Genomic DNA, 13,153 nt, shown 5'->3' on the forward strand with positions numbered 1-13,153 from the left:
CTTTTACGCAAGGGACTAAAATTGCATTACAATGACGCTTATTTTAAAAAATGGTTGTAGTTTAGGCAGATCATGAGCCCATCAAACCAAAAACGTACTCGAGCAAAAATTTGTGGAATTACTCGTAAGCAAGATGTTCAAGCAGTGGTCACAGCTGGAGCAGATGCGATAGGTTTTGTTTTTTTTCCGCCAAGTCCAAGAAACGTAACAGTTGAACAGGCAGAAGAATTGGCAAAACTTATTCCACCTTATGTACAAATGGTTGGTTTGTTTGTTAATGCAAGTGCCACTGAAATTCAGGATGTACTTGATTGTGTTCCCCTAGATGTATTACAACTACATGGCGATGAAACTCCAGAACAATGCCAAGACATCGCTCGCCATTGTAAACGTCGTTGGTATAAAGCAATTCAGGTTAAACCTGATCTGGATGTAGTTGCTGAAATTCAAAAATATCAGGCAGCTGGTGCCAGTGCTGTATTGCTCGATGCATGGCATCCTGAGCTTAAAGGGGGCACAGGACATCAGTTTGACTGGTCTAAATTCCCGAAACTTGATATTCCATTAATTTTGGCAGGTGGTTTAACCCCTGACAATGTCATTGACGCTATTCATACTACCGGTGCTTTTGCAGTAGATGTGAGCGGAGGCGTAGAGTCCGCAAAAGGTATAAAAGACCAACAACTCATTGAAAGATTTATGCAAGGAGTCCAACGTGGATCAGCAAAATAATGTGATTGACTATACCCAATTCCCAGATGCAAATGGGCATTTTGGTATCCATGGCGGACGTTTTGTGTCAGAAACTTTAATGGCGGCATTAGAAGATTTAGAAAATCTCTATTCCCGCATGAAAAATGATGATCAGTTTCTGGCAGAATTCGACCGTGACCTCGCCTATTATGTAGGTCGTCCTAGTCCACTTTATTATGCTGAGCGATGGTCAAAAGAGTTAGGTGGTGCACAAATTTACCTTAAACGTGAAGACTTGAACCATACAGGCTCACACAAGGTAAACAACACGATTGGTCAAGCACTACTTGCAAAGCTTTCTGGTAAAAAACGTATTATTGCCGAGACAGGTGCAGGTCAGCATGGCGTGGCAACAGCAACAATTGCAGCACGTTTAGGTCTTGAGTGTGTTGTATATATGGGTGCTGAAGACGTTAAACGTCAAGCCATGAACGTTTATCGTATGCGTTTGTTGGGTGCAACAGTTGTTCCTGTGCAAAGCGGTTCTAAAACGCTGAAAGATGCCATGAACGAAGCAATGCGTGACTGGGTAACTAACGTTGATACGACTTACTATGTCATTGGGACAGTTGCAGGTCCGCATCCTTATCCTCAACTCGTTCGTGATTTCCAGTCGATTATTGGCCGTGAAGCACGTAAACAGATTTTGGAGCAAGCAGGTCGCATACCAGATGCATTAGTTGCATGTGTAGGTGGTGGTTCAAATGCAATGGGCTTGTTCTATCCGTTCTTAAACGATGCCAATGTGAAAATGTATGGTGTTGAGGCTGCTGGCTTCGGTATTGAAACTGGTAAACACTCCGCGCCTTTAAATGCAGGTCATGTGGGTGTATTGCATGGTAACCGTACTTACCTCATGAGTGATGAACAAGGCCAAATTATCGAGACACATAGTATCTCGGCAGGTTTGGACTATCCGGGTGTGGGTCCTGAACATAGCTTCTTAAAAGATATGAAGCGCGTTGAATACGTGCCAATTAATGATACTGAGGCGCTGCAAGGTTTCCGTGACTTAACCAAAATCGAAGGGATTATTCCTGCGCTTGAAAGCTCACATGCTATGGCATATGTATCTAAGCTTGCACCAACCATGTCTAAAGATCAGATTATTATTGCGACTGTTTCAGGCCGTGGCGATAAAGATTTAATGACAGTTGCACGCATTGATGGCGTAGAAATGGTTGAGATGTAAGAGGAAAAAAATGCCAAGTTTGTTTATGGTAATGTTGGGTGGCCGTCATGCGCGTGCCAATACAGAAGTCCATGACATCGTTATGGCTGTAGGGGATACTTTAGAAGAAGTTTGCCCTCAACTTAAACAGGCTTGGTTTGGTGAGGCTCAAGGGTTACATATCGATGCTTGGGCCAAGCTTTCAGGGGTTAGCTCTCAAGGGCAGAACTATCAAATCCAGTTTACCGATGCAGCCCCATCAGCTTCAGATCTAAAGTTATATTTGATTAATCTGGGTGGATATACACCCCAAGCTTTTGGTGAGTTGCATAGTTATCATTTGGTTGTTGCACCTGATGCGGTAAGTGCAAAACAATTAGGTAAACAGTTTATAGATCAAGAGTGGCATAAACCACACACTGACCGTGTAGTGGATATTGATGATTGTATTCCTATTGACCATATTGCGGGTCGTTATATACAGTTAGTGCAAGGTGAGTTCAATCCAACACGTTGGGAAAATACTTATTTACTTCTTTAACTGTTCTTAAAAAGAGCTTAAAGGCAAAAATAAAATATAAAAAGTTGCTGATCTCATGTATAGCTCGCTCAAATCGCAACTTTTTTGTACCACTATTTACAATTCATCTGCTTAGACTAGAAGCTCAACATAAGCTCTTTGGAGTAATCAAAATGGGTCTTCTAGATGAAGTAGGTAAAATTGCTGGTGCAATTATCGCGGAACAAGGCGTCGATAAATTAGATCCAGATGCAGGTTTTCTAGAAAAAGCAGCTGGTGCTTTTGCTGGCTATGAAGCAGCAAAAATCGCTGAGAAAAAATTGGAAAATCAGGACAGTAACGAGCAAGAATCAGAGCCAGAACAGGCAAGTGACGATGATGCTTAACTTTTAGAAATTGAATTACACTTAAATCGAGAGTTGAATTTGATTTTGTTGATGGAGTGGGTCATAGCTACTGAAATAGACCCTCAAAGAGTTTAAGTTATCGTATATAGATTTAAGTGAATATCAGAAAAAAGAGCATATCAATATGCTCTTTTTTTATGGCTAAATAAAAGTCATTTGAAGACCAAAACAGATAAGTAGCCAACTGGTCAGTGATCAGTCTATTATTAGTCAATAGATGAACAGGAAATCAACGGATAATAAATAATGGATTTAATTCAAGAAAATGGACAGCCTCGTTATGGGCGTTTTGAATCTGTACCGTCGACTATTCATGTACAACGTTATATCTATAAAACGCCTTATGGTAAGGTTTTAAAGGGCTGGCGTAAGCAATTAAAGTATAAAAAATTTAAATTCTGTGGCATTCAGCATAAACACTACAGTATTGGTCTAGCCATTGCAGATATTGGTTGGGTTGGACATGGTTTTTTCTATATTTTTGATCATGAAACAGGACAAGTCATTGAGTGGAACGCCATTCAACCTTTAGGTCATAAAACTCATCTTGATGAACAGCCATTATTTAATCAAAGTTATTTTTCTAAATCGCCTTATCAACTAGATATTCAACATGCTAATGGTGTGCGATATATTCGGGTAACTAAATATGGGGAAATTTGCCTGAGTGCCCGTATTTTTTGTGCTGGAACAGATATTTTAAGTTTGTGTACCCCAACAGGTATCAATGGTTGGACATATACCCAAAAGCAGACCACTTTAGCTGTAGAGGGAATGTTCATGAATAAACAGAATCAACTTATACAATTTGATGAAAAGACATTTGCATCGCTTGATGATACTTGTGGATTTTTACGTCCCGAGACAGCGTGGTTCTGGCTTTCATGTAATTTTTGGGATGAACAGGGGCGACGTATTGGGTTGAATTTGGCTTCTGGGGTCAATGAAAGTTTTGGTAATGAAAACTGTTTATGGGTAAATGGGGTTTTATTTCCACTCACTGATGTTTTGTTCGAAAAAATAAATGATGAAAAATGGAAAATTAGCTCTTTAGATCAAAAACTTAATCTAGAAGTGCATATTGGTTGGTGCCGATACGAAAATATAAATTTAAGAATGATTGGCAGCCAATTCAACCAGTGGCAAGCTAAAATTACTGGCACTATTGAACACGAGGCAATTGATACGATTACTTGTAATGAGCAATACGGTCTATTAGAACAACATTATGCAAAATGGTAACAAGCAGGTTATAAACCTGCTTGCCAAAATGCCTCACCCGCTGCGATAGGGTCATTTGTTTTTTCTAAAGTCTCAATCCAAACAGGGTACTGACGAATAACTGGATGTTGGCTTGGGTGAAAATCTTTTTTAAACCAGTCCAGATATTGCTTTTTCATAGCCGTTAATGTGCCATTTTTGCCAAAGAACCAAGGTAAACCTTTGAGTGTCATCGATAACCTTTCTTTAGGGCTAAACCCATCACATTTCAACATGATGTTGGTTCTATAGAGGGTAAAACCAAACATGAGTACAGTTGTTAAAACAAGTACAAAGCGACGGGTTGACTCTGGAACTTCACCCACCTGTCTCATGACATCAAATGCCACATCACGATGCTCCATTTCTTCGATAGCATGCCATGCAAATAATGCGCGAACGTAAGGATGAGCATTTTCCAAGGTTTTTTTATTGCTATAAAAGGTTTCTGCCATTAATGCTGTTAAATGTTCAGCCGCGGCTGTCATTGCAATATTGTATTGTGGTGAACGTTTGGTGAGCTCAAAACGGAAAATTTTTTTAAGTGTGCTTGTGAACTCATCCACAGGCATACCTTGTTCTTTCATGAGCTGATTCATTTTGTCATGGGCAATACCATGTTGAGCTTCTTGTTTAATAAAATCTGCAACTCGCTTTTGTAGTTCCGGGTTATCAATTTTATCGCGGAACATCCGCACACATTCAATGAAGTAACGCTCTCCGTCGGGAAAGGTTAAGCTGAGTGCATCAAACATGCGAGTCAAAAAAGGATCGTTATTAAACCAAAAGCGTGGTGCTTCGTTTAAATGAAAATCTAGATCTTTGCGAACCACTGGCTCGACCTGATAAGAAACATGTGCGTTCATCTTTGTATTTCTCGCAACTAAGCTTTTCATTAGTATGTCGTGAATGGTCGGCTTTGTTTTGACAGTTATCGCCAATTTTTATACAGTTTGCGACAATATGGCAGTAAAAAAAGGAAACGCCATGCAAGAGTTTACGATCTCAAATGGATACTTTTACCTTTGGAATACGTATTTAAAAGAAAAGGGAATAGCGTGGCAGTCACTCAATTTAAATGACACTCAAACTCGGCAAATACAAAATATTTTATCTGCCTCTATTGATGCGCAGTCCTCCTTACATCTTTTTACTGAGCTTTTAGAACTAACCGAATCTCGATTGCAAGTGACCAATTTGGCTTTAGAAATGGCAGCCTGTATTACACCTGCCAATTTTGGCGTGTTGGGTTATATGGCCTCCAGAAGTGATACCTTAGGTCAAGTGGTTAAATATATTGCTAAATTTCATCGCCTAGTGATAGATGGGGAGCAAGTTGTACCTATACAAATCGAGCAAGATGCTTCCAAAATTCGCTTGTATTGGCCTTTGGTTGATGACAGTAATATTGTACTTAGTGAGTTAACCTTAGCCGCAATGGTACAGCTTGCTAAAGAGATTGCTCCCTTACATGATTTTCTTTTACAGCATGTCGAATTTGTACACCGACCTCGGGGGCCATTGGTTCTTTATCAACGCTTCTTTCAGTGCAAATTGTCATTTGACCGACCGTACTATGCATTAACTTTTGCAAGTGAAAGTTTAAATGTTCGCCCCCAGCATGCAGACCCGACTTTAGTGCAGCTTTTAGTAAAACAAGCTGAAGAAGCTTTGGTTCAACGGAAAATACATACCGATTTAGTTCAGCAAATACATTGGATCGTACAAGAATATTTAAAGCATAAGCAGCAGGCTCCAAAAATAGAAGATATTGCCATCGAACTAAATGTTTCAGTACGAAGCTTGCAGCGTCAACTACAGGCATTAAACACTTCATTTAAATTAATTTTAGATACTGAGCGTATGAAGCGCTGCGAGATATTGTTAAGTCAAAATGAAAGTCTTACTGCGATTGCTGACCAGTTGGGTTATTCCGATCAGTCTGCACTTGCGAGGGCACATAAAAATTTAACAGGGCAAACATTATTAACTCGTAAAAAGCAATTGCAACTCACCCATAAAAATACAGAGAAATAGATTTTTTGATGATTTTTTATTCATATTGCAAACGAATAATGGCTCAAAAATAGGAAGCTTTGATCATTGAGAAAAGTTTCAAAATATTGATAAATGTACGCCATGGGTTGTATGAATCATACAATCGAATATCGCCATAACGTTAGGCCTGTTCAATGAGCAAAAAATAGCGTTAAAATGCGGTGTTCTTGTATTTCTACAAACAACTCCTCAATTTTAAATAATTCAAGGAAAGCACAACCCTATGTCACGTCTTGCCACCCGTTTTGAAAAGCTGCAGTCCCAACAACGTAAAGCACTTGTATCTTATGTCATGGCGGGGGATCCACAGCCACAAGTAACAGTTCCGTTACTTCATAAAATGGTTGCGGCAGGAGTAGACGTTCTTGAGCTTGGTTTACCATTTTCAGACCCGATGGCTGATGGTCCGGTTATTGCGCTTGCTGCGGAACGCGCGCTTGCGGCAGGGACGAACACCTTAGATGCATTGAACATGGTAAAAGAGTTTCGTGAACAGGATCAGGAAACACCTGTTGTTTTGATGGGTTATCTCAATCCTGTTGAAGTGATTGGTTATGAGAAGTTTGTTTCTTATGCGAAACAATGTGGTGTAGATGGCTTATTACTTGTGGATTTACCACCAGAAGAGTCAAAAGAATTTGGTGCGATCTTAAAACAGCATGATATGGACCAAATTTTCTTACTTGCACCAACTTCAACTGATCAACGTATTCAACACGTAGCAAATCAGGCAAGCGGTTTTATCTACTATGTTTCACTTAAGGGTGTAACAGGTGCAGCGACTTTAGATACTTCTGAAGCGGCTGCGCGTATTGAAAAAATCAAAAGTATAACTAACGTTCCTGTTGGCGTTGGTTTCGGAATTAGTGATGCTGCATCAGCGAAAGCGATGGGTAGCGTTGCAGATGCCGTGATTGTAGGTAGTGCTTTCGTTAAATCTTTTGCAACGTTAACAGCTGATGAAGCTGTTGAACAGACGGTGAATAAAGTCAAGGAGCTTCGAGCAGCGCTCGATGAGTTAGTATGAATCAAGAAGTGAAATCAGGGAAAGTTCTTAGCCCTTCGACGCCATGGACACAGCGTCCAGTTCCAGGTATTGAAGTTGCAGATGAGCAACAGACTCTCAAAGCAACATTTACTGAGCCGACTATTGAGTGCCCTGAATGTCATGCTTTAGTGACACGTACAGCTATATCTTTCAATGCGTATGTATGTCCACAGTGTGACGAACACTTAAAAATGAAAGCTCGCGATCGCTTAAACTGGTTCTTCGACAATGTTGTAGCTGAATTAGGTCAAGAATTTAGCGCCAAAGATCCTTTAAAGTTTGTCGATAGCAAACCGTATCCAGAACGTATGCGTGAAGCGCAAACTAAAACTGGTGAAACGGAAGCCCTCATTGCTATGCAAGGAAACTTAAATGGCGTAGACATGATTGCATGTGCTTTTGAGTTCGACTTTATGGGTGGCTCAATGGGTACTGTAGTAGGTGACCGTTTTGTTAAGGCGGCTGAGCTTGCAATTGAAAAACGCCAACCTTTAATCTGCTTTGCAGCTTCTGGTGGTGCACGCATGCAAGAAGGTATGTTGTCACTTATGCAAATGGCGCGTACTTCTGCTGCAATTCAAAAATTAAAAGATGCAGGTTTACCTTATATCGTAGTGTTAACACACCCAGTTTATGGTGGTGTAACTGCTTCTTTAGCAATGTTGGGCGATATCCATATTGCAGAACCTAAAGCAATGATCGGCTTTGCTGGTAAACGTGTAATTGAGCAAACTGTACGTGAAACATTGGAAGAACCGTTCCAACGTGCTGAATATTTGCTTGATCATGGTGTAATCGATCAAATTGTTCATCGTCATGCTTTACGTGATACTGTATCTCGACTTGTATCGAAATTGATGAACTTACCTTGAAACAACAAGCTCCACTTTCAACAGACTCTTTAGATACATGGCTCAATTATTGGAGCCATGTTCACGTTACAGGGATCGATCTTGGTCTGGAACGTGTTATTCCCGTAGCAGAAAAATTAGGAGTGACAAAACCCACTGCTAAAGTTTTCACTGTTGCCGGAACAAACGGGAAAGGTTCAACTACAACAACACTTGCGTCTATATTAAAAGCACAAGGTTATAAAGTTGGGTTGTATCAATCGCCGCATATCTATCGTTTTAACGAACGAGTCAAATTAGGTGGAGTCGAGGTTGATGATCAAAGCCTGATTGATGCTTTTGTACAAGTTGATCAGGCTCGTCGCGATTGCGATTTAAGCTTATCGTTTTTTGAAGCAACCACTTTGGCTGCTTTTGTCATTTTTAAACAGCAACAATGCGATGTATGGGTGCTTGAAGTCGGTTTAGGCGGACGTCTGGATGTCGTCAATGTCATTGACCCTAATATTGCTGTGATCACCAATATTGGTCTTGACCACACTGACTGGTTAGGCGATACCATCGAGAAAATTGCTTTTGAAAAAGCAGGTATCATTCGCCCTGATATTCCAGTCATTTTTGCAGGTGAGCAAGTTTTACCTCAAGCCATTCAAGAAAAAGCCAATAGTTCAAAAGCGACACTATACGCGATTAACAGAGACTATTTCTATAAACTCGCAAATGATGGAAAACACTGGTATTTTGCAAGTGAAGGAACTACTTTAAAACTGCCACTAGGGTCACTTGCAATTGAAAATATTGCAGGAGCAGTTGCTGCTGTCTTAAATAGCGGACTTGAAATCTCACAATCGGCGCTAGAGAAGGGCATTGGAAATGCTCGCTTGGCAGGACGCTTTGAAGTGCGTCAAGTCAATGGAAAAACCATAATTTTCGATGCTGGACACAATCCACATGGTGTTGAATTTTTGTTAAAGCAATTGCGAAATTTCTTAGAATACAATAAACAGTACACAGAAGTTGTCGCAGTATTTTCAATGCTGGCAGATAAAGATATAAAATCAGTAGTCGATTTATTGAAACCTACTGTTTTACATTGGAAAATTGCTGAGTTGAATGTGCCGCGTGCTGCACCGATTCAGCAATTGAATGACGCCCTACAAGGCCAGACAATACAACAATTTGGCAATATCAAAGAGGCTTTTAAATCAGCGCTTGAGCAGACAAATAACAATCAGCTGATTTTAGCCTGTGGTTCGTTTCATACTTTAGAAGCGATTTGGGAGTATTTGGAAGAATGTCAATGAATAACAAACAACGCTGGATGGGTGGCGTTGTTTTATTAGGTGGTGGTGTTTTATTGGCAGCATTACTTCTAAAAGGAAATGAAGAAATAAAACATGTGGGCGCTGAACCACAAACCTCTACATCACCGAAGCCACAAGCTAAGCCAAAGCCATCCGCACAAGAAGGGCAGATGGTACAGCTACAGCCGCTTGCAGTAGATGTGGAAACAGAGAAACGTCTTCTGGAAGAACAACGCCGTTCCCGTGAAAAAGCTGTCGCGGAACAAGAAGCTCGTGCTGCTCAGTTCTTGGCAATGCAACAACAAGCAGAAGCAGATGCAGCGCGTAAAGCCGCTGCAGAATATGCTGCGATTAATGCACGCCGTGCTGCTGCGCAGGAAAGTTCAGATAATATCCCTCCTGAAGTTGCAGGTGGTGAGGGTAAGGCAAAAGGACAGCAGACTGATACAAAAAAGCCAGTAGATACAGCTAAAGCAGATGCAGATAAAAAAGCTGCTGAAGCGAAGAAACAAACAGAAGCCGACAAAAAAGCCGCTGAGGCAAAGCGTCAGGCCGAAGCTGATAAAAAAGCAGCAGAAGCTAAGAAACAAGCCGAGGCAGAAAAGAAAGCTGCTGAAGCTAAAAAGCATAAGGCTGAAGCAGAGAAAAAGGCTGAAGAAGCTAAACATCAAGCTGAGGCGGAAAAGAAAGCTGAAGCTAAGAAACATGCTGAAGCAGAAAAGAAAACAGCAGAAGCTAAACATAAAGCTGAAGCAGAGAAAAAAGCTGAAGCTGAGAAAGCGCGTGAATTGCTTGAAAATGGCGATAAGAAATGGATGGTACAGGTTGCATTGGCTGCTAATCAGGCAAATGCAGATGCTGTTGTTTCTAAACTACGAGCTAAAGGTTATAAGGTCACGACAAGCCCAACCAGTAAAGGTATTCGTATTATGGTTGGACCAGCAAAAGACCGTGATACTGCAGATGCAGCTCGTAAGAAAATTACCTCTGACTCCAGTTTAAACATGAAGTCAGCTTGGGTGATTGATTGGGTGCCATTAGATCAGCGCTAATCTGATCATAAGTTTATTCAAGATCTAGTTAAGATGGATTCGACAATTGTTGTTGAATCCATTTTACATTTTCAGGGGTGAATAAACGGTCAATATTTTTCCAAATAATATGGTAACCATAACCCCCTTGTTTCATTTCTTTAACAGCATCATCAATTGTCCAATCTTCAAAAATAATTCGGTACATTGCAACGCTGGCACCGGTACGGTCTGAACCATGGTAACAGTGTAATAAAACACGTTGGTGATTTTGTTTGGCAATTTTAATTTGCTGCATGACTTCTAATAGATCTTGTCTGTTAATAGCCCATGTGTCGATAGGAATATGAACAAGATTAAAATTTTCATTTTTAAATACTAATTCATCTGAGTCTTTAGCTCTTAAATTAATAATAGTTCCAATTTGATGGTGCTTTAACTCGGGAATCATTGCTGCATTTGGTTGTTCGCTACGAAAAACATCATTACTCACTTGATAGAAATTATGGGTTTGAGAAACTAAAGTTCCCCAATCTTTGGGTCTATGCTCATGTGCAATGCTTTCATGTTGCATACATCCTTGTAGGTTTAAACACAGAACAAAAGCAATGAGGGAGAGTTTTTTCATGTTTGATACCGTCGAAGCTCATGAGGATCATGGGCACAAATAATTTCAATCGTTGGCTCATGTTGAGCCAAATGCTGTATTTTTTTCAGGTTAACAAGACGCTTTTCATTGTCTTCTGCAAATGTTTTTTCCAGAAGGGTCAGCGATCTTAATTTATTTTTAGGATTTAACTCTAGGTGTGAGTAGTAAGCATCTCCGCAGAACAATAACCACTGATTTTGCTGTTTGATGGCAATACCACAATGTCCTGCGGAATGGCCTAATAATGGCACCATTAAAATTTCGTCTTGGAATAACGGGAAACCTTTGACTTTTTCAAGATTAAACCATTTTTCACCCTGCTGATATTCAACAAAATTCCAGTATCGATGATGATTATATTGATTGGTTCTATAACGAAGCTTACCTTTAAAATTAGGCAATTGTGCAGCATTATATTCAGCGGCTAACACATGAACTGTGGCATGAGGAAAATCCGAAATGCCACCTGCATGGTCAAAGTCGAGGTGAGTCACAAAGATGTGTTGTACATCTTTAGGATGAAATCCTAATTTTTGTATTTGCTGAATCGCGCTGAATTCAAGATTCGGCTCAATTTTCCCCAAACGTTTGACTAAAGAGCCAAGGCGCTGTTGCATGTGTAAATAGTCTTGCAGACCAAATCCGGTATCAATGAGCACAAGGCCTCGATCAGTTTCGACCAAAAGACAATGGCATACAACGTCAGCTTTCCAGCCTTTCTGCCCAAATAATGGTGCGCAGACAGGACACATACTGCCGCATTTCAAATGATGAATTTTATGGATCATGATTTTTGTTTTTTGCACAAACTCCTTGGGAGTTATAACTGATCTCGACAGTAAAAACCATGTGTATTCAATAATGCAAAAAAAAAGCCATCGGTTGAGATGGCTTGGAGATGGAAACATTCGTTTATGAGCTTTAGTTAGTTTTCTTTGCTTTTTCTCATTATTGATTACGCGCTTTATTGGTTTTTTAGGCAACTTTTCAAATGTCTACCTATGCGCTTCGCTTGTTTTGCAGGGAACCTTTCAGACGCTTGCCTACGCACTGCGTTTGTCTTGCAAGTGATAAAGCCTTTATTCGGCTTTATCACTTTCAGGCTGTGGTGTGAGACGTAAATAAGGTTTCACCGCAGTATAGCCTTTAGGGAAACGTTGTTTAATTTCTTCTTCATCTTTCAAAGAAGGAACAATCACAACATCTTCGCCTTGTTGCCAGTTCGCTGGAGTAGCTACTTTATGCTTGTCGGTTAATTGTAATGAATCTACTACACGTAAGACTTCGTTAAAGTTACGACCAGTCGAAGCAGGGTAAGTAATAATTAAACGAACTTTTTTGTTCGGATCAATAATGACTAAAGAGCGAACTGTAAGCGTTTCACTGGCATTTGGATGAATAAAACCATAGAGTTCAGATACTTTGCGGTCTTTGTCGGCAATAATTGGAAAATTAACTGTAGTATTTTGAGTTTCATTAATGTCATTAATCCAGCCTTTATGCGACTCCACGTCATCTACAGATAGGGCAATCGCTTTAACATTACGTTTTTCAAATTCATCTTTTAATTTCGCTGTATAGCCTAATTCTGTTGTACATACAGGGGTATAGTCAGCGGGATGCGAGAATAAAATACCCCAACTATTACCTAAAAAATCATAAAAATTAATTGTGCCTTCGCTTGATTCTTGTTGAAAATCAGGGGCAGTGTCTCCTAATCGTAATGTCATGATCTTTCCTCAGTTGCTTAAAATTTGTTATATGTTGAAATGACTATGCCGCAATTTATTTATTATTAAAATTATTGTTTTTGTATTTTATTATGAACTTTTTATATAAGTGTAAATATATATGACTAAAACTCGTTAATTTATGGCCTGAATCAATGTAACTTTAAGATAAATTTGCTAAATTAGATTTCTCGGAAGTTGTGTTCAATAGATAAGCGTTAATGTTGAGTTTTAGGTGCCAGATGCATTAAAGGGGCTTAGATAAAGGGTAAAACCGTTTATCTAACTATCAGATTTTTTTTATGGGTTTTGTGCAAACCCCTTGTACTTCAAATTTCTGACACCATAATAAACGACTGAGAAAAAATTTA

The 13,153-nt window shown here is 39.8% G+C and carries 14 protein-coding genes; 10 read left to right on the forward strand and 4 right to left on the reverse strand.

The window, feature by feature from the left end; genetic code table 11:
• Window positions 1-72 precede the first annotated feature (72 nt).
• The 5 genes from J678_RS14285 (at window position 73) to J678_RS14305 (ending at window position 4,093) form a co-directional block, all read left to right on the forward strand.
• A complete protein-coding gene (locus tag J678_RS14285) occupies window positions 73-732 on the forward strand; it encodes a phosphoribosylanthranilate isomerase (protein ID WP_004711989.1) in 660 nt (219 codons plus the stop codon).
• A complete protein-coding gene (gene trpB / locus J678_RS14290) occupies window positions 716-1,945 on the forward strand; it encodes a tryptophan synthase subunit beta (RefSeq protein ID WP_031955792.1) in 1,230 nt (409 codons plus the stop codon). The genes J678_RS14285 and trpB overlap by 17 nt, the downstream gene beginning before the upstream one ends.
• Window positions 1,946-1,955: 10 nt before the next feature.
• Entirely contained in the window at window positions 1,956-2,465 is a 510-nt protein-coding gene (locus J678_RS14295) for a DUF1543 domain-containing protein (RefSeq protein WP_031955791.1), read from the forward strand.
• Window positions 2,466-2,617: 152 nt separating this feature from the next.
• Complete coding sequence (locus tag J678_RS14300) at window positions 2,618-2,830, forward strand: hypothetical protein (protein WP_002051387.1); 213 nt, start codon at window positions 2,618-2,620, stop codon at window positions 2,828-2,830.
• A gap of 267 nt (window positions 2,831-3,097) precedes the next feature.
• Complete coding sequence (locus J678_RS14305) at window positions 3,098-4,093, forward strand: DUF2804 domain-containing protein (protein ID WP_031955789.1); 996 nt, start codon at window positions 3,098-3,100, stop codon at window positions 4,091-4,093.
• An 8-nt stretch (window positions 4,094-4,101) separates the two neighbouring features.
• Here the strand turns inward: J678_RS14305 and J678_RS14310 are convergent, their stop codons facing one another.
• Entirely contained in the window at window positions 4,102-4,977 is an 876-nt protein-coding gene (locus tag J678_RS14310) for a metal-dependent hydrolase (RefSeq protein WP_004885314.1), read from the reverse strand.
• Window positions 4,978-5,098: 121 nt separating this feature from the next.
• On the opposite strand from J678_RS14310, the gene J678_RS14315 reads away from it, so the two are divergent.
• The 5 genes from J678_RS14315 to J678_RS14335 all read left to right on the forward strand — a co-directional run bounded on the left by J678_RS14315 (window position 5,099) and on the right by J678_RS14335 (window position 10,424).
• Window positions 5,099-6,148 (forward strand): AraC family transcriptional regulator, encoded by a 1,050-nt coding sequence (locus tag J678_RS14315; RefSeq protein WP_004712001.1) that lies wholly within the window; start codon window positions 5,099-5,101, stop codon window positions 6,146-6,148.
• Window positions 6,149-6,392: 244 nt separating this feature from the next.
• Window positions 6,393-7,196 carry a tryptophan synthase subunit alpha gene (gene trpA / locus J678_RS14320; RefSeq protein WP_002051145.1) on the forward strand — a complete coding sequence of 268 codons (804 nt, stop codon included), beginning with the start codon at window positions 6,393-6,395 and terminating at the stop codon, window positions 7,194-7,196.
• A complete protein-coding gene (gene accD, locus J678_RS14325) occupies window positions 7,193-8,089 on the forward strand; it encodes an acetyl-CoA carboxylase, carboxyltransferase subunit beta (RefSeq protein ID WP_002051365.1) in 897 nt (298 codons plus the stop codon). The genes trpA and accD overlap by 4 nt, the downstream gene beginning before the upstream one ends.
• Window positions 8,086-9,372, forward strand: a complete 1,287-nt coding sequence (gene folC / locus J678_RS14330; protein WP_031955788.1) for a bifunctional tetrahydrofolate synthase/dihydrofolate synthase — start codon at window positions 8,086-8,088, stop codon at window positions 9,370-9,372. Before accD ends, folC begins: the two co-directional genes overlap by 4 nt.
• The gene (locus tag J678_RS14335; protein WP_031955787.1) at window positions 9,363-10,424 is read left to right on the forward strand and encodes an SPOR domain-containing protein; all 1,062 of its coding nucleotides are present in this window, start codon (window positions 9,363-9,365) and stop codon (window positions 10,422-10,424) included. Before folC ends, J678_RS14335 begins: the two co-directional genes overlap by 10 nt.
• A 28-nt stretch (window positions 10,425-10,452) precedes the next feature.
• Here J678_RS14335 and J678_RS14340 read toward each other — a convergent pair whose 3' ends face one another.
• The 3 genes from J678_RS14340 to J678_RS14350 form a co-directional block, all read right to left on the reverse strand.
• Window positions 10,453-11,031, reverse strand: coding sequence for a dual specificity protein phosphatase family protein (locus J678_RS14340; RefSeq protein ID WP_004885318.1), 579 nt, complete (start codon window positions 11,029-11,031; stop codon window positions 10,453-10,455).
• Window positions 11,028-11,840 carry an MBL fold metallo-hydrolase gene (locus J678_RS14345; protein WP_176563846.1) on the reverse strand — a complete coding sequence of 271 codons (813 nt, stop codon included), beginning with the start codon at window positions 11,838-11,840 and terminating at the stop codon, window positions 11,028-11,030. Before J678_RS14345 ends, J678_RS14340 begins: the two co-directional genes overlap by 4 nt.
• Before the next feature lie 291 nt (window positions 11,841-12,131).
• Window positions 12,132-12,782 (reverse strand): peroxiredoxin, encoded by a 651-nt coding sequence (locus J678_RS14350; RefSeq protein ID WP_031953313.1) that lies wholly within the window; start codon window positions 12,780-12,782, stop codon window positions 12,132-12,134.
• Window positions 12,783-13,153 lie beyond the last annotated feature (371 nt).

It is taken from the genome of Acinetobacter sp. 1424608 (assembly GCF_000588255.1).
GTDB classification, from domain to species: Bacteria; Pseudomonadota; Gammaproteobacteria; order Pseudomonadales; family Moraxellaceae; genus Acinetobacter; species Acinetobacter nosocomialis.